Here is a 24,036-nt window from a genome sequence, read left to right on the forward strand (position 1 = left end):
ATGACTGACAGACTTGACGACGAAAAGTTTGATGCTGGTGAGGACCGTGGATCAGATTTTGGTTTGGAAACACTCGAACAGCGCATCGTACTGTCGGGTGATGTCGCATTAACTTCCTCGGAACAGCCGTCGCTAGATAATTATATCCAGGTTGCGGATGCCGACGAAGCCACGGCCCAAGCCACGCCGCCCACGCTTGATCCTGAGGAAGAGGATTCGGATCTCATGTTGGTCGGGTCGAGCGGGTCACAAACGGCCTTATCGGCAAGTGGGGTTGACGCTCCTCTGACCGTGTCATCTGGTCAAACGCTGACCGGCAAAGGGAGCGTAGCTGCTGGCTTGACAAACAATGGGACCATTGCGCCCGGCCAGTCGCCAGGTGTTTTGCGTGTGACGTCCTACGATCAAGATCCCACGGCCACTCTTGAAATCGAGATCGCCGGGCAGCGTCCTGCGTCCGAAGGGCTGTCCGAGGCTTATGACCAGCTTTTGGTTTCAGGCACGGCGGAATTGGGCGGCACGCTGGCGCTGTCATTCTTGGATGACTTCACCCCAACCGCAGGTCAGGTCTTCGACATTATTCGTTGGGGCCAGAGGACGGGATCGTTCAGCGCGTTCACAGGCCTCTACGCCGGCAACGGAATGTACATGCGGCCCGTCTATTCGGCAGACCGCTTGCAACTGGTGGCGACTGCGGTTCCCGGTCTCGACCAGCTGAATGCGATTGGCGATGAGGGACAGGGCGTCATTGACGAATGGTTGACCGGGCTGGTTAATCAAGTGCCGCAAGAATTGACACTATCGGCGTCGCTGGACGTATCGGGCTTGCGTGTTTCGGGTGATTGGACTGTCTCCGTTTTCGAGGCGGTAGACGGCTGGCGCACACGACTGACCGTTGCCGATGGGACTGCAAGCTGGGCCATCTCGGGATTGACCGGCGGTTTGACCGATGTGGCAGGCAGCTATGAGTTCGGAGCCGGTTCGCCCACGCTCGCGATGACCGCGAATGGCGCGTTGTCGGCCTTTGGCGGGGCGTCCCTGTCAGGCGATTTTGCCATCGCTCATAATGCGACCACCGGTGGTTTGCAGGTTACGGCGAATGGCGTTTCTGCCCGGTTGGGCAACCCTTCGCATGGAGTTTCGGCCTTGGTGTCGGGTGCGTACCTTTCGGTACAGATGCAGGGCGGGGCGTTTGACATCGTCGCGACAGGTGATGGCACGATTGATGGCTTGCCCGGTTTCAGCTTTATCGGTCAGCTGGGGTTCGAGGCGTCGTCGGCCAGCGGCACGGCAAGGTTTGTGGCCCGTGACGCCCAGGTTGTCACCCCCGATTTGGGTGCTTTAACAGGGGATTTTGTCTTTGCGACGTCCTCCCAAACCACCGCGACCCATCGCATTCATCGATTTGTTATCGGTGCGGATGAAGTCAGCGGTGCGCTTACACTTGGTGCCTTGAACAGCACGCTGAGCACTGGTCGCCTAGGGATTATTGTCGAAAGCACCTCCAGCCTCAACGGCATTGGCGAGCTTACCACAACCAAGGCAGTCTACGGTCAGCTTGATTTGGATATCGCCATTGATGACACGTTCTCGCTGTCGGGGCAGAATGTTCAGCTGGCCTACAGCACTGCCAACAAGGCAACTTCGGCAGGGGTTGAGTTGCTGTCCGGTATGACGCTTTGGATGGATGTGGCTGCGGGGGCTGCCAGTATCGAGGGTCAGTTCGAGGCGACAATCGACGGTATCCTCGCGTTCTCGGGTCATCTGAAGCTGGACATCAGCACGACGACACGGCTTTTGTCCGATGCCTCCACCGTGCGCGTGGTGGAATACAGCCTGATGGGCCGCAATATCAGCGCGAGCTTTGGCGGCGAAAATGGGCTGGAAACGGACGGATCGGATTTCGTCCTTGTCTATTCAAAGGAACAGAATGGCGCGCGGTCTTGGATGTCCTCGCGCGGCGGCATCTATGAGGCTTCCGTAGCGGGCTATATGCTTCCTGACTTGGAAGTCGCCCAATGGTCGATTAACCGTGCCATTGGCGCGCTGCCCGATGCGGCGACAATCGATTGGTCGGTTCCGGCGAGTTTCGACTTGGGCGACAGTATTTCCTTTGTGCTGGACCAAGTCGGTGACGTGTTCAGCGTGCCGGTTTCAGGCGGGATCAACATTGATGGGAACGTCCTGTCGGGTGATCTGACCCTGACCTATAATCGCACAGACGACAGCTGGGTCATTGATTTTGACGATCTGACCCTTGTCGCGGCGGCGGCGGGCGTGGCCTTCACTCTATCTCAAGGGAATGGTCAGTTGCGGATCGACAGCAACCGTCGCGCTTCTGGCACGATTTTGGGAGCTTTGTCGGTCACGGGCGTTGACGGAATGACGATTGATGCCAGTGGCTCGATCACATTCGCCGCGGATAGTCCAGATTTGGCAATCACCGCCAATGGGGCAGTGGCGATTGACGGTTTTGCGCGCATTCAGGGTGATTTTAGCATCGAGCGTCAGGAAACCGCTGCGGGTGAACGCTTTGTCATCGCGGCCAGTGACGCGGCGATTGCCGTCGGCACTGCTGGTAACGGTGTTTCGGTCAGCGAGGTCGATCTGGCGATGGTTCTTGCGCGCGATGCGTTGGGGACGGCCGGTGTGGCGATGGTGGCCAACGGTTCTGTCGCATTGGAAGGTCTGGGGGGCGATTTGTCCCTGTCGGCGGCCAATGGAAGCGTGTTGGTCAACACTCTTGGCAGCCCAATCCAAGAGACGATAACCGTGGGCGGTCGGGCGCTGACGCTTGCGTTCGAAGACGCGCACGAGGTCAAGTCTGTTGCCGTGTCCGGCCTGTCAGTCAGCGTAGCCGGTGGCCCGACCATGACGGGCGACGCGCGGATCACTTCGCGGGAGTTGGCGATCGGCGGCACCACTCGCCGTCAACTGGAAATCGGCTTCGATAACCTTTCGGTTATCGGCATCAGCATGGGCGAGGCGACCGCATCCCTTAGCGAAGCGCGCGGTGCGGTGCTTGTCTTCAAGACTTCCGCGGGCGACACGAAATATGCGGTTCAGGCTCAGGGCTCGGTCGATCTGACCGGGCTCACTGGCGTTTCGGTTTCGGCAACGGACATGGCGTTGTCGTTGAACCGGACGGGCCGTGCGATTGATACACAAATCGCAACAGCGACAGGCTTCATAGCGCTGGATCAAGCGCAAGACGAGATACGTCTGACCGGTCAGGCGAGTGCCGCGGTTGATGGCGTCATGGCCATCTCGGGCGGGCTGTTTTTGGAGCATCGCGCGGATCAGTCCCTTTCGGTCAAAACCGGGGCGGGGGAGAGCGCGACGTTTGAGACCATCACTGGCGATATGCTGGTGATTGGCGGTTCGGACCTGAGCGCGGATCTTTCGGCGGGCGATGCCTCGCTGGTCTTGGGCGATGTGGATATGGCGCTGGCCCTCACGACCGAGGTCGTAACCGGCTCTGATCCCGCCCGTCGCTGGATTACCACCAGTGCAAGCCTGTCCGAGGCGCGCATCGATGCCTATGCCGATGTGGCCGTGACAGCCGGCATGCTTGAGATCAACCGCGGCTTGGCATCTGACGGCAGCCTGTTGGCGGCGGGAACGCCTGTTTTGGATTTCTCGGGGGACCACAGCATCCTGTTGCCCCTCGGCGGTAGTGAGTCGATGGCGTTGATCAACGATACCGAGCGGTTCACCGCTGCGGTCGTTGGTGCAGTTCAGATTGGCGGTGTGAACCTGATCGGCAAGATCCACGTCAATGAATATACAGACGACGCTGGCGAACCCGCTTGGGAGGTGCGCCTTGGTGAGGGAGAACTGACGCTCTCGACCGATGATGCGGCGGTCACGATCAATTCGGTCGAGGGGGCGTTCTACGTTACCACTGATGGGGTCAGCGGCACCGTGTCAGGGGTTGGCGCGATCATCGGGGTAGACGGCCTGACGGCATCGGGCGCGTTGACGGCCAGCTTTGCGGACAATGAGCTGTCGCTGGCGGGTAACCTCGATCTGGCTGTCGAAGGGATCGGCAGCCTGAACGGTGATTTTTCGTTCGTTAAGGAACAGGCGGAATTCGCGCAACCTATTGAACAGTTGGCGACCGCCACCGCCGCAAATGGGAGTGCATCCGACGCGGCGCAGAACGGCGGTGAAACCACCAACGCCAAGATCCACCTGGACATTACCGGCGACAATGGCGCGTTTGCCCGCGAGGGTGTCTATGCGCTGGAATACAACGGGGTGCGGCAGACCGTTTCGACCCTGGATGATAGTGATCGCCCGGTTTCTGACGCGGTTCTGGTCTCCCGCTTCCAGGACACACTCGCCCGGATTCCGGCTATCGGGTTGGGCAATGTGCTTGTCACAGGCACCCGTGCCGATGGCTTTACCTTTGAATTTATCGGTGCGTTGGCAGGCAAACCGATTTCGTTGGCCAATGCGCGCGACAGTGCCGGTTTGTGGCTGGAGCAACCGGTCGATCTTCAGGATGCTCCTGATTGGGGTGTCACAGAAGAGGTCAGCGCCGCCACCACCGGCGTGGATGAGACGCAAACCCTGCGTATGCAACGCAGTGGCAACGGGACCGACACGGATACTTTTACCCTGACCGTGGATGGCCAGACCACTGACGCGATACAGTATTTGCCCAACGGCAGCTTGGTAAACGAACAGCAAACGATCGCGATAACGGCGGTACCGACGACGTCTGGCCAATTCTGGTTCGATGTGAATGGTCAAACCACCGCGAAGATCCGCTTTGGTGGCAACCCCAGCTTCCAAACCGCCAAGATGCAAGGGGCATTCGAGGCTATTCTGGGGCAGGGCAACGTCACCGTCCGCTACGATACCCAGTTTACTGGTAGCAACCAGATCAACTACGTCGTTACCTTTGCCAATGACCTTGGCGGGCAGGATATACCGACGATTGTGTCGCACGTATCGACATCGGCCATCGACATTGAAGTGGCCGAGACCCGGAAGGCCAGCGCTGGATATTCGGTCGAAAAGCAGGCCAAGCTGATCGAGGATGCCTTGATTGCAACTTTCGGCGTAGGGTCCGCGTCGGTGGCATTCGCGGCGGGGACCAGCTTGTCGGACGTCACGTTCAAGGTCGACTTTGCCCGTGCCTTGGGTGGTAAAGACCTTGAGCTGATGACCGCGACCGGGTTCGCAGGTGCGACCTTTACCGCAGCGCAAAGCATCGCCGGTTCCACTGCAAAAGGCGCGGTGCAAGTGGTGCATCTTTATGACTCGCAGCGCCTAGGCGCGTTCGAGATGCGCATCGATCATGATGGCAAGACTTATGTGACCGCGCCCTTGGGCTTCGCGGCGACGGCGGTTCAGGTCAAGGCCGCGCTGCTGGCGGCGCAGGCGGCGGATGGAACGCGGCTGGCCTCGATTGGGGCGGATGTCTACGTCGCTCTGAATGAAACCGCTGGCAGCGGTGCCTGGGAACTGGCCTTCAAGGGCACGTTAACGGGTCAGATCCTGCCGTTGGTGCAGGGCAAGGTCTTGACGTCAATTCCCGCACCCGATGGCCTCCTGACCAACGTGGTCACTGGACGCACCACCAGTGAGATCCAGACGCTTGATCTCTCAGGCGATGCGCGTGTGCGCCTTTCGGTCAGCGGCGTTGCCGGGGCGACGGACGTTCTAGAGGTAGCCAGCCTTGATGCGGCGGCACTTGCGCAGGCATTGGGTGGTTTGGTCGTCATAGGTGCGGCGAGCAACGTCCAGGTCACCGAGACCGAGACGCCAGACGTCTATTCCATCGCATTCGTTGGCGGGCTGGCCCAGCAGAATATTGCCCGCATCGAAGTGTCACCTGTTCAGCGCGTGACCCTCGCTCAGGCCGACGGGGCGATGCCAACGTCGATTATGGCGCGGGTTGCTTCGTCTGATGTATGGTCCACGGAAGTGGACGTGCGCGGCATGGAGGCCGATACCATCGCGGCGGTTCTGAAAGCGCAGCTTGACCAGATGGACAATTATACGCGCGCCGATATCACGGTCAGCGTGGCGGATGCGGACAGCCTGACGCTGGACGTGGCGTTTATCGGCGGTCTTGCCGGCGCGGATGTCGAGGCGTTGGAGGTGATTTCGACCACCACGGCCCAGACCACCGCGCCGCGTTTCCTGATCGGGGCCAGCAACGTAACTGGCGCCGTGGGCGACAGCGCGACCGCCAGCCTGGAGCTGGCGAACGGCTCGCTTGCCCTGCTGATTGACACCAAGGAGGATGGCACGACCGGCTTTGCTTTGCAGGCGGGGGGGGACGTATCCCTTTCAGGCTTTGGTGATGCGGTGTCGATCAATGCAACGGGTGCGGTGCGCGTCAACGCGTTGGGTCGCGAAGTAAGCCAGACCATTCCGACCGGCGCCACATCCACCCAGCAGATCAGTTTTTCCGATGGCGTCGCCCGTCAGGAAGTCATCATCGACAGCGGCTCTGTTACCGTTGACGGCGTTGGCACTCTGAGTGGCGCGCTGACTGTGGTGCGGACGCAGGAAATCGTGCAGGGCGTCACCGTTACCGAGATGACCATTGGCGTTGACCAATTGTCGGGTAGCCTGACCCTTGGGCCAGCAACGGCGGATCTGACGGAGGGGCGTGGTGCGGTTCTGCTACGGCAGGAAGTGGATACCCAAGGCGGCGTGACCAACAAGGTTGCCGTCCAAGCCGATGGTGACGTGTCGTTGTCCGGTGTCGCAGGCATTGGCCTGCAAGCCGAGAACCTATCGGTCTCTTACAACCGTTGGGGGCAGGCCCTGTCGCGCACAGTTGCCACGCCAGGTGTCGACTATGTGGTCGACATGGCCGCTGGCGCCACCCGGATGAGTGGTCAGGCTGTGGCAACGCTGGACGGCGTGTTGGAATTGTCCGGTGATCTGTTCATTGAAAACGTACAGAACCAATCCGTCAGCCTGACGGATGATAGCCAGATCAGCGTGGATCAGTTGATTGTGGGCGGCACCAATATCGGGGCCAAGCTTCTGGCAGGCGCGTCTTCTGCCGCGCCAATTGTCGAGATCGGTGAAATCGATGTGGCCATGGTCTATTCGACCGAAGTTGACGGCAGCCGGTCTTGGGTTACCACCGAGGCTGATTTGGGCGCCTTGCGCGTTGCGGGCTACGATCTGGCCGATTTGAACACTGCGGCGCTTCAACTGAACACGGCCCTTGATCAGACGACCGGCGCAATTGATACGGCGCAAACCACAGTGATTGACTGGTCCGCCGGGGCCAGAGAGTTGCAGTTGTCGGACGTCAAAGCCCTGACCCTTGATCTGGCTGGGCCCGTCGTGCAGTTGCCGATCAATGGCGCACTAAATCTTGGCGGTGCGGTGCTGGGCGGGTCTTTCAAGGTCACGCTAGACCAAACCGGCACCAATGATGTCTGGACGATTGAGGCCGACAATGCCGACTTGGGCTATAACGCAGGCGGGGCCTTTATCGGTTTGGCTGGCGTCACCGGGACACTTGTATTTGAACAGGGCCAAAATCCGACCGGTACACTGACAGGCACGGCACAGGTTGATGGTCTTGGGGGGATCTCTCTCAGCGGTGCTCTGAGCGCATCGCTTGATGGCGCGGGCAACATAGCATTCTCAGCCACGGGCATGGACATCGCGGTCGATGGCTTCGGCACTATGAACGGCGATGTGTCGCTGCAAAGGTCGTCCGATGGCGACATCTTGCTGGCGGCGTCAAACGTTAGCGCCGATGTGGGCGCGGCGGGTGCAGGCTTTGCCATGAACAACGGCCAGCTTGGCCTCTATATAGCGGCGCGCAGCGAGGACCGTGCGGGCTACGCTCTCGTTGCGAAGGGTGACGTTGCGCTTAACGGCTTTGCAGGTATTTCAGCCACCGCTACGGACGCGGAAATCCGCGTGAACACGTTGCAGCAGAGCGTTTCCAAAACCATCGGCGGCGTTGACATCGCGTTCGATTCGATTGCCGACGTGCAGGAACTGTCCATAGGCAGTGCGACCGTCACCGTAGATGGCCTGGGCAGTGTTTCAGGCGCGATCGCGATCAGCAACGAGACATCTGTTAACAGCGCGGGCGAAACGGTTGTTTCGACCGAGATCGGTTTGTCCAACGCGGGCGGCAATCTGGATCTAGGGGCCTTAGGCGCGAGCATATCCAATGGGCGCGGTGCGATCCTGTTGAACAAGGTTGGCAGTGCTGCGGGCACCTATGCGGTGCAGCTAGAGGGCAATGTGGCCCTAACAGGAGCCGAAGGCGTCAGCCTTTCCGCGACCAACATGCAGATCAGCTACAACCGGCTGGGCCAGGCTGTCCAAGGTGTGTCCGTCGACACCGGCGCGGGCGAATACACGATCAACCTTTTGGATAATGAGACCCGGATTTCCGGTCAGGCCACGGCGCAAGTCGCGGGGCTGACTCTCTCGGGGGATCTGTTTGTCGAGGTGCGCGAGAACGTCACCAGCCAGCTTGTCGACGGCAGCGGCGCGACTTCGGCTGTTACGTTGGACCAGACGATCATCGGCGGCAGCAACCTGTCGGTCAATTATGCGCAAGGCGGGACGACCTACGCAGCCCTTGGTGGAGGTGATCTTGCCTTGGTGCTGTCGCAGGACGCTAATGATGCGAACGAGCGGTGGCTGTCGGCCACAGGTTCCATTGGCAGCATCTCTGTGCTGGATCAGGAGGTCGCCAGCATCGACAGTGCGAAGCTGGTGCTGAACCAAAAGCTGACGACTGCGGGCAATCTGATTGAGGATGCGAGTGCCCGTGTCATCAATTGGGGCAATGATGCCCAAACGCTCGCTCTGTCCGCACAGGATGCGGCGAAAACCGCCGTTTTGGATATGGCAGATCGCCGGTGGGAAATTCCTGTCAGCGGCGATATTGATTTCGGCGCGGCGCGGTTGGGTGGAGATTTCGTCATTGTTCTGGACAAGAACGATGACGGTGATCGGATCTGGGACATCACCGCGCAGGATGTGACGGTCGCCGTTACCGCGGGCGGCGCGAAGGTTGCGATCGAGAACGGCTCAGGCACGCTACACGTGGAATCCGGGGCGAACTCCGGCTCGATTTCCGGGGATGTGGTTGTCGCAGGTCTTGGCGGTCTGTCCGCCAACGGGACCCTTTCTGCAACGTTTGACGCAGACGATTTGGTCCTTTCGGGCACTGACGTCAATCTAGCCATTGACGGCTTTGGGGCCATTTCCGGCGATTTCGCCGTTGAAAAATCCGCCGACAGCCTGCTGGTCGGTGTGTCCAACGCGGCCGCCGACATTGGTGGCGTTACATTGTCCGGCGGTCAGCTGGGCCTCTACATCGGTCAGAACGCTGCCGGCGCGGACGGCTTTGCCTTGGTGGGTGCGGCATCGGCCAGCCTGTCGGGCCTGGATGGCTTGTCCATGTCGGCCACCGCGGATATCCGCATCAACACCCTGCGGGAGGCGGTTGATCAATCCATTACCTTGGGCGGCACAGACCTTGCGGTCGCCTTCGATAGCGCCGCCAATGTGCGCGAACTGGTCATCACTGATGGCACCTTGGTCATTGATGGGCTGGGCTCGATCTCCGGTGCGCTAGCGATCTCGTCTGAAACGACGACCGACGGTCCGGTCGAGACAACTCGTTTGCAGATCGGTCTTTCCGGCCTTGCGGGCTCACTGACGCCCGGCGGGATCGGTGCTTCCCTCACGGGTGGAAACGGTGCGCTCTATGTGGAGCGCATAACCACGAGCGGGACCGTTACCTCGACCGGTTATGCGCTGGATGTGGGCGGCAGTGTCGCCCTAGATGGTGTGTCGGGCGTTACCTTAGCCGCGGATAACCTCAACTTGCGCTATAACCGTTTGGACCGCGCGGTCGAGAACATGGTTATCGCAACTGGTGGCGACGACTACGTCCTGAACCTGCTGGATAATGAAACCCGCCTGAGCGGTGCCATAAACGCCGATATCGCAGGTATGATCGGCCTAAGCGGCCAGATGTTTATCGAAAGCCGCACGGGCGTAAATTCGCGGACTGTAACGCTGAGTGATGGCAGTACCGTACAGGTTGAGCAATTGATCCTTGGCGGCACGGGCTTGTCTGCCAATGTTGGTCCTGCGGGGATCGGCGCGGAATTGACCGACGCGGATGCGGTTGTAATCCTTTCTACTGAACTCGGCGGCGCGGGTCGCCGCTGGGTCTCGTCGGTATCCTCGATCGAAGAGGCGGCGATTAGCGGCTATGATCTGGCCGATTTCGATGATGCGCGGCTCACCGTCAATACGGAGATCGTGGGCGGCGCGTTGCTTCTGGACGGGACCACCCCAGTCATTGACTGGGATGCGACCAACGAAACCGTCACATTGCTGCCCGGCCAGAGCCTAGCGCTGTCGGGCGATGAGCGTGAGCTGTCCGTTGAACTGGACGGTGCCTTGAATTTGGGACCAGCCTCTCTGCGCGGTGATTTCTCGATCAGCCTCGATGCCTCCGACGCGGGCGAGCAGGCATGGCACGTCGTGGCGCGTGATGTGAGCATCGCGCTTGAGGTCAACGGTGTGCGCGCAGGTCTGGACAACGGCCAAGGTGATCTGTGGATTGGCAAGAACGATGTCACCGGTGTCTATGGCGCGGCTGAACGGTCGGGCAGCATCCTTGGCAGCGCCTCGCTGACGGGTGTGGATGACCTGACACTTGAAGGTGATTTTGCGACCAAATTTGATAGCTCGGGCAACCTGACGCTGGCCGGTGCCGTCGATATCGATGTGGCAGGCTTCACCACAATTAGCGGTGAATTCGCAGTCGAAAAGCCCGCCCTCGAAACCGCCAGTGTCGTACTTGAAGACGCCGCGCTAACCGATGGCGCGACTGGGGCGGTGACTGAGACGCAACAGGGCGGTGTGAAGCAGTCCAGCCGTTTCACACTTGATGTGGCCACCCTCAAAGACGGGGCCTTGGCCGTGCGGGAAGGCGCGTACACCTTTGCCTATGGCGGCAGCTCTGCGGCGGTGACGCTGGCGGGCACCGACAGTGACCTAGTCTGGCAGCGGAAACTTGCCTCAGCTCTAGAGGCACTGTTGGGCTTCGGCAATGTGTCTGTGACAGGCACAAAGGCCGATGGATTCGAAATTGCCTTGCGCGGCGATCTGTTAGGTCAGGCGTTGACGGGTCTGACCCTAACCCAGCCCGTCGATCCAGCGCTGGCCTACCAGAACCAGCAGGTGGCCACCCGTATCGCAAGCGCAACCCAGACCACTGGAACGCTGCACGCCATCGAGCACGTGGACGCGACGCTCACGGGGACTGCGGATTTACAAATCGTCTTTGCGCCTGCGGAAAATTCCAAGTTCAGATTGTCGGCTACGGACAGCAGCGGCGTGTTCCGCGAAGGCGTTTACGCCTTCAGCTATAATGGCAAATCGGTGTCGATAGACACCCGCGCCATCAGCGGCGCGGCACGGGATGATGTCAGCCTGCGCACAGGTCTAACCAACAATATGGAGATCCTGTTCGGATCGAACAACGTCAGTGTCTCGGGTACCCGCGCAAGCGGGTTTGTGATCGAGTTAAAAGGCGATCTGGCGGGGCAGGCGATTGCGCTTGATACAGACGGTCAGGGCACGGGCTTTGCAATGACGCCGCCGGTTGATCCGTCCCTTTCTTATAGCAACACAGATGCCTCAACGGTGTTGAACCAAGGGGCGCAGGGGACTGCGGCCTCGGCCTACACACTGGTGATTGACCGCGATGCCGGCGCGACGCGCAATTCGGACAGCTTCCGCCTACAGTTCGCGAACAGCCCACGTTACGTCGATGTGAAATATGTCGATGCCCAAAGCTCCCAGCCTCGTCAGATTTATGATGCGCTGGCAAAGGCGTTTGGTCTTGGTTCTGGCACCAGCTCCTTTTATGGCAACAGCACTGTGCTGTCGAAAACCGCCTCGGCGGATTTGGCCGTTCGCGCCATCCAGTCGCCCACGGCGCAACAGCAGTATACGATCGAATTCAAAAATGCTTTGGCACAGCGCGTTGTTGACATGGGGGCCATGAGTGCCACCAATGTCGGCAGCACTAGTGGTATGGGCTATACCGTGAGTGCCGAAGCAGGCGCGGTCGCGCCCGCAACCGGAGCGGTGCACCTGCTGGAAGGCTACGGCGCAGATGCGCGCGGCAGCTTCACACTGACCTTTGCCTACGGGGGCGATACCTATACCACCGCCGCGATTGACGCGCAGGCCAGTGGGTCCGTTGTGGCGGCGGCTATCGCGGCAGCCAGCAACGGGAGTGCCGCCTTCTCGGCCACCGGTGCCACGGTTGATGTTTCGGTCACCGCTCAGGATCAATGGCGACTGGCCTTTGCTGGTGCTGCGCTTGGCGCGGAAATACCGGCGATTGCCCGCAGCTTTACCCCCGCAGCCATGCCCGAAGCGCGCCTAAGCTCGGAAATGACTGGCATTGGTGATTATGCTGGCACTTACTTTATCACTGGGATCGACCTTGCCGTGTTTGCCGGTGGTGATGCGTCAGCGGTCAAGGATGCAGTCCTCAGCGCAACCCGTCTGGACGGTACGACCCTTGCTGATGCAGGTGTGAACGCCAGTGTTGTGCTGAGTGCTGAAACCGGCACATGGCGGGTCGACTTCGGTGGTATTGCGGTTGGGCAGAGCATGGATGTCCTGCGCGTCATGGCTTCGGCCGAGACGGCACCAAATGCGTCACTGACCCAGACCCATGTCGGCGCAACGTCGTCCGAGGTTCAGACCCTTACCCTTGGCGCGTCCGGTCCGTTGCAACTGGGCTACATGGGTCAATATACCGACATTGTCTTGGCGGAAAACCTAGATGCGGCAACGCTGCGATCCGCTCTTGAGGGTCTGACCTCTCTTGGCGCGGGCAACGTCAGCGTTGCGCTGAACGATGATGGCAGTTTTGACGTGTCGTTTATTGGTGATCTTACGGGGGTGAACGTCGGCGACATCGTTGTTGCTGCGGTCGCATCGGTTGATTTGGGCCTGTCGGACGGCGCGTTGGCCGATCTGATTAAGGTGAAGCCCTCCGGTGCTGCAGATTGGCTGCGCACCGTCGAGGCGGATCAGACCTTGGAAGGCGATGCAAGAACGCTCGACTTATTGGAGCGCTTGACGCGGGCCATCGGCCTGTTGCCATCGGTCGGTCTTGGGAATGTGGAGCTGGTTGCGGTCGAGGGATCGGAGACGGGCTATTACCTGAAAACGATTGGCGCTCTGACCGGTCGCGCGCTTCCTGCGATTGACATCGCGCTGGCGCGCGCGGTGGCCGCGCCGGAAAATTACCTCAAGATTGGCGCAGCGAACGTGGACGCCGCGCTGGGGAACGCGGACAACGGGATCTTTGTTGAGGATGGCGCGCTTGCGCTGGTTATCGGTCTCGAAGCCCCTGCGACCGATGGCGTTACGGCAAATCAGCCGGGTTACGCGCTGGAACTCTCTGGCACGGCGCGCATCAACGGCTTTGGCGGTGCGATTACCATGTCTGCCGATGCGGCGCTGGCGATCAACACGTTGGGCCGTCCGGTCGATCAGACGGTCAAGACGGGTCTGACCACTGCGGATGCGCAGGTGACCTTTGCCGACGGCCTGGAGCGGCGGGAGTTGACGATCAATGAAGGCAGCCTCGCCATTGACGGCCTTGGGTCTGTCACGGGTGCCCTGAAGATCGTCTCGGCCCGCGAGACGGTTGCGGGTGTCACCACCGTCAACACAGAAATCGGGATCGACAGCGCGACGGGTGCTCTGACCCCGGGTGGTGTGGGTGTGTCGCTCGCAGACGGCAAAGGCGCATTGGTTCTTCAAACCATTGAGGCCGCGGATGGCACCGTGACCACCAAGTATGGCTTTGTCGCCGAAGGTGACATCGCGTTGGAGGGCGTGCCGGGCGTCACCTTGTCCGCGGACGATCTGATTGTGGCCTATAACCGTTGGGGCGACGACCTTGCCGTCGACGTCGCCACGGCAAGTGGCAGCTACAGCGTGAACCTGGTGGATGACGAAACCCGGTTGCGCGGATACATGACAATTGGCGTGGCCGACGCGATCACTGCACAGGGCAACCTGTTCATGGAGGCCCGCGACGGTCAAACCGTCCTGTTGGCCGACGGCAGCACGGTTGTCGCGGACCAGTTGTTCATCGGTGGCGCGGATGTGGCAATTTCGGTTGGCAATGACAGCATCGGCGCGGAACTTTCCGAAACGGATATCGCTCTTGCGATCACGACCGAGCAGGTCGCCTCGGGCACGCCGCGTCGCTGGCTGACTGTGCAGGGCAATGTGGGTGAGGCTGGCCTGAACGCCGGTGTTACCGCGGAAATTGACCGAGCGGCCATCTATCTGAACCGTGAAATTGTTAATGGTGAGGTTCTAGCCGCCGAAGGCACAGCGGTTGACTGGAACGGGGCCAATGATGACGAGAGTACGGCCCTTGTGGTGTCGGACAGCACCACGCTGATCCTTTCCGAAGGGGCCGAACGGTTTGATTTGTCCGTCAACGGCGCGTTGACCTTTGGTCCGGCGCGGATCAGCGGTCAATTTGGTCTGGCGTTGGGGAACGACGAGAACGGCGATCAGACTTGGACGATCACCGCCGAAGATGCCTTCGTGGAATTGGCGGCGAGTGGTGCCAAGGCGCAGTTGGTCAACGGCGCGGGCACGTTGTTTATCGCCGCTGACGGTAGCCGGTCGGGCCAGATCTCCGGTGATGCGAGCCTGACAGGGGTAGACGGCCTGACCCTTGAGGGCAGTTTTGCCGCCAAGTTCGATGCAGCCGGAAACATGCAGCTGGCCGGTGCCGTTGATCTGGCGATCGACGGCTTTGCCTCTGTTAATGGCGAATTTGCGGTCACTCGCGTCATCGCAGAGCAGTCCGAGGCGCAGATCGTGGCGGCCAAGGCTGTCGAACAGGTGCGCGGCACCGTCACCCGCGTGGATCAGGGCGGCCTCCTGACCCCCACCACTTATGAGTTGACGGCTGCAACGGGTCGTGACGACACGCTGCGGTTCCGCGAAGGGACCTATGTTTTTGCGCGTACTGGCGCCAGCGTCTCGATTAGCTCGCTCGGGACCGATGGCGCGGCCCTGACCGATGCGGCCTTCGCCGCGCGGTTGGTGACTGGCCTGTCGGCGATCTACGGCACTGGCAACGTCGAAGTGACCGGCACCCGGGCTGACGGATTTGAAATCAAGCTCGTCGGCGCTTTGAACGGCACCGATCTGACCGGCCTGACCATGACCCCACCCGCCGATCCGGCGGACAAGGAGGACTGGGGGTCCACCAGTATTCTGCGGTCTGCAACCGCGCCCAAGAACGACAGCCGGTATCTGCTGCTGAAACCCGCCAACATCAACAACGTGTCCGGCGCGAAATTCACCCTGGATCTTGGCGATTTGGGGACCACGCAAAGCATCCGTTACATTGCGGACAAGAACCGTCAGCAATCGGCAATCCGCGAGGCGCTAGAACCCCTGGTCGGTCGTGGAAATGTCAGCGTTAGCTCCGACAACTCGACGGGCGGTGTGACCTCGCAGGGGTATTTCATCCGCTTCCTTGGCGATGATCTGCCTTCTGATTTTGATGCGGCGGCCTTCACGACGGCCTCAAACGGCTCGGTCATGGATGGGGTGGTGCGTGTTTCGGCAAGTGCCTCGACCTTGACCGAAGGAACGTCGGCCAGTGGCACCGTGCAGGTTCTGGACCTGTACGATGAAAACATTCGCGGCGCTTACACCCTTAGCTTCGATGCGTTGGGCGCGACGTTTGCCACCGGCGACATCCCCTTTGATGCAACGGCGACGCAGGTGCGCGATGCTATGCGCGCGGCTGAAACCGCGTCGGGTGACACCTTTGTCGGTGAAGGCGGGGATGTTTCGGTCCAGATGGTGCTGTCGGAACTGGGCCACCAGATGTGGGAGGTCACTTTTGAGGGGGCCACCCTGGGGCGCCAAATCCCGGTGATGACCGGCATGATCTCTCAGATTGAGATGGCCCCCGAGGCGACGCTGACGAAAACGGTCAGCGGGAGCACAACATCCGAAGTACAGCGCCTGACACTTGGCGCGGCGCAAGATCTCTTTGCGATCTCTTTTGGTTCGAACACAACGGCACCGCTATCCGCCACGGCGCCGGCGGCTGACGTGCAGATTGCGCTGGAAAATCTGCCTACTGTGGGCAAAGGCAATGTCCGTGTCACGTCCGCAGGGGCGAATGCCTTTGATATTGCCTTCGTCAATGGCAAGTCGGAAAGCTATGTGCCGCTGCTCAAGCTCAGCGAAGTGCAGGTTTTGGACCTGCGTTTACCTGATGGTCTGGCCGATACCGTCACGCTGCGTGCCGCAGGCAACAGCCAATGGCAGGACATCGCAATTGATCTGACCACTGGCGATACCCGCGCGGCACTGGCGCGTGCCTTGGGCGGTTTAGAGAATGACGCGGGCAGCATCGTCTACGGGGCGGGCAACATCGCGGTTTATGCCACGGCAACCGAGGGTGTCTATACGCTGGTTGGCGTTGGTGCCAATGCAGGCGTCGATATCACCGATGTTGTTGCGGGCCTGACCCGCGCCGTCGACACGGCACCTGACTATCTGCTGATCGGTGCAACCGGTGTGAATGGCATCGTGGGTGGCCCGCAAGCGGGTGTCGCGCTGACTGATATGAACCTTGGCTTGGTCATCAGCCGCACAATGGACCCTGACACCGGGACGTCCGCCACCAGCGGCTACGCCTTGCGTGCCGATGGCGGCGTGGCCTTGTCGGGTATGGGCGATGCGGTCAGCCTGACAGCGACGGGTTCCGTTGCATCCAACACCTTGGGCCGTGCGATCACTATTGACGTGCCCGCCGGGCTGGATGGCACAACCTATGCGCTGGAATTCAGCGATGGCACCAACCGTCGCGAGCTGATTGTGGATGAGGGCACCCTGACCATTCAAGGTCTTGGGAGCGTGACCGCCGGTCTCGCCATGACGGTGCTGTACCATGATGTGAACGGCCTCGACACGACTGATATTCGCATCGGTCTCGAGGACGTGAACGGCGCGCTGGATGCCGGGGGGCTGTCGGCCAACTTGACGGATGGCGAAGGGGCGATCGTGCTGCGCAACCAGCAAGGTATCGGGTCGCGCTACGCGGTGCAGGTCGAAGGCGATGTCGCCTTCGAGGTCGGCGGTTCGGTCGAGATATCGGCAGATCGTCTGCAAATCGCATGGAACCGTTGGGGCGAAGCCTTCACGGAAAGCGTCCGTACCCCTTCGGGCTACTATGATGTTGACCTCATCGACAACGAAAGCCGTCTGCGCGGATATCTGGGGGTCAATGTCGCTGACACCATCACCGCCGAAGGTGAGTTGTTCATTGAGGTTCAAGAGGCGCAGACGATCGCCCTTAGCGATGGCAGCACCGCCATTGTGGACCGTGTGCTCATTGGAGGCGCGGATGTCTCGGGTGGGATCGTCGCGGGCAGCGCGACAGTCGCGGCCTTCGACGATTTGGATGTGTTGGTGGCACTATCCACCGAAACCACATCCGATACCAATGGCGCGCGGCGCTGGATTTCCGTTGTGGGTGACGTCAGCCGGGCCACGGTCGGCGGCTATGAACTGGCGCAGATCAGCAACGCGAGTTTGTCGCTCAACCAGAGCCTGTCTTCTTCAACGGGTGTGGCCGCCGCTGCGAATGCGGCGGTGATAGATTGGGCTGATGATACGTTGACGCGGTCGCTAACCAGCGATCCTTCAGATGATCTGTTGCTTGATTTTGGGGATGAGGTCTTCGCTGTTTCGGCCGAAGCAGATCTGAACTTGGGACCGGCCCATTTGAATGGCCTCTTCACCGTGAGCCGCAACAAGGAAGAAGAGCGTTGGGAAATCACTGCGGATGATGCCAGCATTGGCATGTCTGTTGGCGGTGTGGCCATGTCGCTGTCCGATGTTGAAGGCACCTTGATGCTGGGCGACGATGGGAGCCGCAGCGGCACCATGACCGGTGAGGCCAGCCTGAGCGGTTTGGACGTCATGTCTTTGGAAGGTGATCTGGCCGCCAGCTTCGACAGTAGCGGCAACCTTAGCATTAGCGGTAACGCAGTGCTGGATGTACTGGACATGGCTGAGATTGAGGGCGATTTCATTGTCCAACGCTCGGTGCAGGACAACCGCTCAATGTTGGCGATCGGCATCGCCAACTTCCGCGCCGGCTTCGAGGTTGGTGGCGTCGGATCGGCCGGTTTGCAAAATGGTCAAGCGATGATCCTGCTCGGCAGCGGTGCAGATGGCGCCTCAGGGTATGCGATCAAAGGTAAGGCGACCGCTGTGATCGATACCCCGATCATGGACACGACCGGTCAGGTCACGATCGAGGGCAATACCTTTGGCCGCGCTATAGACCGCACCCAGACCGTTGGTGGCACCGCCCTTGCCATGTCGTTTGATGAGACCCGCCAAGAAGCGGCTATCGACTTTGGCGACCTGGACGTGATCATTTCGGACGGGGACCTGTTGTATGACGCCGTTGATGCGGTCAGCGACGGGATCGCGACCCTCAAGGCGGATATCACGCCGGAATACGATGAGTCTGGCACCAATGTGAATGACAACCCGCTGGCGGTGGAGTTGCCGGTCATTGGCACATCGTTGTCCCAGATGGTGGGCGCGGATCGCTTGCTGATGATCGGGGATTACGTTCAGCGCTACATCGGTAATGCCGACGATTTCGGTCATTTGGCCGCGCCGGTTTATGACGAAGATAGCCTGAGCCAGCCGACCATGAAGGGCTTGCTATCCTACCTTGAAGCAAACTGGCTGCCAGAACTGGGTTTGTCCGAAGGTGCGCTAAAGCTGGTCACCAGTAGCGACGGCGTCAAGATCGCCTTTGACGATACCTTCCGCATTCAAAGCGATGTCACTCTGCGCTTCGATGAGGCGGTTGAGGACTTCTTTCTATCGATCGATGGGGAGGTGAACGCGGCCATCGATGTGGCGCTGGATGTGGCCTTCGATATCGACATCAACTGGTCGGCGGGCGATTTCGACTTCAACCTGAAGCGCTTGAACTTTGATGCCACGGCCGAGGTCGATGACATCGATATTACCGCGTCACTGGGGCCGCTTGCTGTCAGCATCGGGGATGTGGAGCGGGAAACCGGGTCATTATCACTCGCACTTTCGGGCAGGGTCGAACAGACGACCAGCGGCTTGTCAGTCGTGAAAACGCGTGACGAATTCACGCTGGATCTGCCGGTCTATGCAGAGCTTGGCAGCCTTGATCTGGCAGCAGGCAAAACCCCGCGTTTGATCGCCTCAGGCAACCCGTTTGCGGGTGATGTTGCTTGGACGACCGAGAATTTTGACGCCATCGGTGATTTCACCAACCTTTCGGTTGTTGACCTAATCCTCATGTTCCCGGACTTCCTAGAAACCCTGCAGGACATTCAGGACAGCGATATTTTCGCCAATGGTTTGCCGTTCCTGGATGCCGGTCTGGATCAGGTCCTGAACTTTGGCGAGGGGTTCAAAACCGACGTTTACGACAAGATTGATTTCAACCGTCCACGCGTTGACCTGCTAAGTGTTGACCGTGTCAATGTCACTCCTGTGAACGTGGATGGGTCTGAGAAAATCGCGTTGGTCAATCCACAGGGCGGCCTGACCGAAGAATTTGTTGATGGTCTGGAAGTCACACTGTTCCAGTTTTCCAACGGTGTGGAAACGGAAGTTGGCACCTATGCCATCGACACGCTGCTGGATGAGCGCTCGGTCACTTTGCGCAGTGCATCGGGCCTCCAAGGCACCTACCGCATGGTCATGCATGAGGCGCGGGAGCAGATCCAGACCTTGCAGGAGTTCATGGATGCCGTGAACCGTTCCGGTGTGCTGCCGGCGGGTTTGCGGATTACTTTTGATCCTGTGGAACGGTCGTTCGGTATCCCGCTCGCCTTCAGCTATGATCTGACGCCGTTCGACATCCCGCTGAACTTCGAGCTGGGTAGCGATGCGGTAAACCTGAGCACTGACGCACGTGGCAGTATGGCTGTGCATGTCGCGGGCACCATCGGCTTCTTTGCGGACCTCGATGGCAAGACCTTCCTTGGGGAAAAGGGGCAGATCACCGAAGACACGAACCTTTTCAGCGATGAGACCTTTATCTTCGATACCTCAATGGTGGGTTACACGCTGGAACTTGGCGGCGAGAAATATGAGATCGTCGGCTATCGTGGTACCCATGTGGTGGCACTGGATCGCACCGTAGACGAAACCATGAACGACATGGGCTACGTCCTACGTGAAGGTTCGTTCACGCTGGGCATGGAAGACGTTGCGTTGACGGCGTCTGCCTCCCTTGATGTGACAGATCTTGAGGTCGGCGTGCAACTGGGTCTTCTGAAGGCTACGGCTGGCGGCGCCGGGACTGGTTCGGGGCTGCATCTGGGGGCCGATGTCTCGGTGACGCTGGATCGCAACCCGGACGAAGTCGTCAAGGGCGACACACGTTTTGCGTTCAGCGAACTCGATGCGTCTGCGTTGAACTTTGATCTAAGCGGTCAAGCTTCGGCACGGTTGCGTGGTCTGACGATTGATCCGGGGCTGGGGTCGGATATTCCGTTGGCTCCGAATATCGAGGTCTCGTTGACAGCGATGGACCTGTTTAATCCCGGTGACTTCAAGGTCATCGACCAGAACCCGATGTATGCCGCGGACGTGGAAGAGCTAATCCGGTTGGGGCAGGTCGCGGAAAACGATATCGTCGTCATCCTGCCCGATTTGGGCGCCATGTTCGACTTCAAGGATATGTCCTTCGGCGACATCATTTCCGCCACCCGAACCGGCCTGGAAATGGTGCGTGACGCGATCGAAGATCAACCGTTCTATACGGTGGTGATGCCAATCGTTGGCCGGTCGCTCGAGGACGTGTTCCCGTTTGTCGATGAGTTTCTTGGCAAACTCGAAGAAGCCGAACAGAACCCCGCCGGAGCGATTGGTGAGGTCGAAAGCATCATCGAAAACGCCCTTGGCATCACGGATGACAACACCCTTGCTGTCGAGGATCAGACATTCGCGTTGGCCATCAATGGCGACACTCTGGACATTCACCTGAACCTCGGGGCTGCGTTCTCTGAGAACTTCGGCTTCAATCTTGATCTGCAACAGTTGGCGGCGATTGCTGGCCCCGATGCGTTGGCTGGTTTCGACTTTGTCGATGACATTGCCGACGTCATCAATCCGGGCGCGGCGGGCAAGATCAACCTGTCGGCGTTCGTGAATTTCCGGGTGCAGGCGGGCGTACGGCTGACCGATGATGGACCAGAGGTCTTTCTTTACGATTACAACCCCACCCGTGTGGCGCAAAATGCGGTCGCCGCTTTCGGGGCGGTGAACTTTGCGAACCGTTCGTCGAGCTTGTCGGAAACAGAACGGGATAAAATCCTGACCGATCTGAAGTCGACCATCGCCGCGCAGGGCGAGGGGGTTGTGGCGTTCTCGGCGACTTTGAACAGTCATTGGCTGGAAGAAACGGAAAACAGCGAGACTGACCGCAACATCGATGCGGTGCATGGCGCGGGTCAGCTATCAGGTCGCCGGATGGATGCCATTGTCAGCATGGCTGACTGGCTGAGCGAGCAGACGGGCGTAAAGGTCACTCTCTACGCGGGTGCACAAGAGCAGTTGGCCGAAGGGGAAACCCAGGCTCTGTTCACGGAAGTCACCGTCGATCAGGAATATGCGGTTGCTGCCGACAAGGCGCGTGGGACTTACGCCAACCTAGGCCTGCGCGTGGCGGGGCAGGACCTTTATCTGGGCTTGGAGGCTGGTCCAGCCAAAATCGGCGTTGTGGGCGGCACGGCCGCGATTGACGGCGACGGCATTGCCGCCACCGAAGATTACGCGACATTCACGGTCAAACTGGACCAGAAGTCGGGCCGCGTGGCGGATGACGGCAAGTTCTATTTTGGTCCCGAACGTCTGAGCGACAACCTCAGTTACGCGTTAGACGGGGCAATGTCACTGAACCTGCCCATGTCGCTACAGGTTTCGGGCCTGCCCGACATCTCGCTGTCTGCCTTCAATGTAAAAACCACTGATGCAGGCTTGCAGGGTCTTTTAGACATGGCCGCGGGCCGTCCGATCGAGGGGCAGGCGCTGATCGTCGAGGTTCCGAACGTCCAAGACATCATGGACCAATTCCTTGGCGACTTCTCTTTGTTGGGAATGCTGACAGATCCGGGCCGTTTGTTGGACGGTGTGGATGGGGCACTGGGCGTGGTGCAGGACACACTGTCTGACGAACTGGCCCGTGACATTCCCTTCATCGGGGACAAACTGTCGAACGTGGGGACGTTCGTCCGCGATGTGCGTGTCGGTTTCCTTGAGGACTTGCGCGCCAAACTGTCGTCCGAGGGCGGCACGGTTGGCATCATGCGCAACTCGCTGTGGGATCTGTTCGGCAGCACGGGCCTGGACATCATCCTAGACCACGATGAAAACGGAACCGTCGATATCAACGACATCAGTGTCTACTGGGTGAACCGTGATGGTGAGAGCCTTGGCGACTGGGTCATGGGCGATCTGCCCCCATCCGCCGCTGATGGCATCGAATTTGATATGAACATGGGTATGCATCTGGCGGGTGCCGATGTGGATATCCCGCTGGATCTGAACCTGCCCGGTTTTACGCTCGATATCGACGGCGGTTTCAGCCTTGATTTGGGTTGGGCGTGGGACTTCGGTTTTGGTATCTCGACCTCATCTGGCTTCTATTTGAAGACCAACACTGATGATGAGCCAGAAATCCGTGTCACTGCCAACGCTCTTTTGGAGGGAGAAGGCGGGAATCCGTTCACCGCAAACGGGTCGCTTCTCTTCTTTGGGGCGACCGTTGTGGATGCGATGCCCAATGGCGAAAAGTCCGGTGTGCGCGCCATTCTCGGTATTGACGTAAACGGTGACGAGCGCGGCCGCCTTCCGGTCACGAAGCTATTCTCGCAATCGCCAAGCCAGACGTTCGACATCGTCTTTGGTGTAGATACCGAAGTTGACTTGGAGATGACCCTGCGGGTTATCGGTATCGACGTCATGCCGACACTGGCGGCCAACCTGACCGTGGATTGGGATTGGAATTATGGCGAATCTGTAGCCAAACCAGTCGTCGATATTGTCGATCTGCGGATCGATGTAGGGTCGCTGGTCAATGACTTCCTGCTGCCAACCGCGGAACGGATCGCGGGTGTTCTTTCCCCGTTCGAGCCATTTGTCCGGACGATGATTACTGACATCAACGGTTTGGATTTTATCCGCTTTGCGGGCATTGAGCCAAATCCGCTCGGCCTTTTGAACGGGTTCCTCAAACTCAAGGGTAAGCCGGAAATCCCACGGGCCTTCTTCGACGCGGTTCTCTTTATGACCGACCTGCCGGATACGATCCGTAGCTGGGGTGATGGTGGCTGGATCATGTTGGGCGACCTGAAGGGCTTTGGCTCGGGCAACGTGCGTTCGGAAGAAACCACGCAGGCCATTGATCCGGCTCTGTTGAGAAAAATGGCTGACGTAGAGGCGAAGTCATCCGGCGCCAGCTCCGGCAGTTTCTCGGCGGGATCGATCAAGGAAAATCGGTCGGGCTTCAAGGCACTGGAATACTTAAAGGACTTGGACAATTGGAAAGCGCTGATGACGGGTGGCGACGCCATTCTGTTCAGCTATGAATTGCCGCTATTGGGGCTAGGGCTGAGCGCGCAAGTGCCCATTGCGCGCGTGCCAATCGGACCGATCATGGTCAAGGTTGACGGTATTGTGGATTTCAAAGCGATTGCCGATCTGGCCTTTGGGTACGACACCTTCGGTATCCGCAAAGCGATCGACAGCGGTAATCCGCTTGATGCGCTCGATGGGTTCTTTGTCCATGACTGGACCTTGCCGACCTTCAAGAACGGCAAGATCGTTAAGGGCACAGGTGGTGACGAAAAAGATGAGTTTTACATCTCCGCTTCCGTCGGCCTGAAACTGGGTGTGAACCTCGGCCCGATT

General features: G+C 59.5%; 1 protein-coding gene (only partly in view). It reads left to right on the top strand.

Annotated features, from left to right (window positions below):
* On the top strand, positions 1 to 24,036 hold the 5' portion of the coding sequence (locus tag PM04_RS15425) for an Ig-like domain-containing protein (RefSeq protein ID WP_038008521.1). Its footprint extends 31,731 nt past the window's final position; the window shows 24,036 of its 55,767 coding nt (coding positions 1–24,036); it begins with the start codon at positions 1 to 3; its stop codon lies off the right edge, out of view.

Source organism: Thalassobacter sp. 16PALIMAR09 (assembly GCF_000765485.1).
GTDB lineage: Bacteria > Pseudomonadota > Alphaproteobacteria > Rhodobacterales > Rhodobacteraceae > Thalassobacter > Thalassobacter stenotrophicus.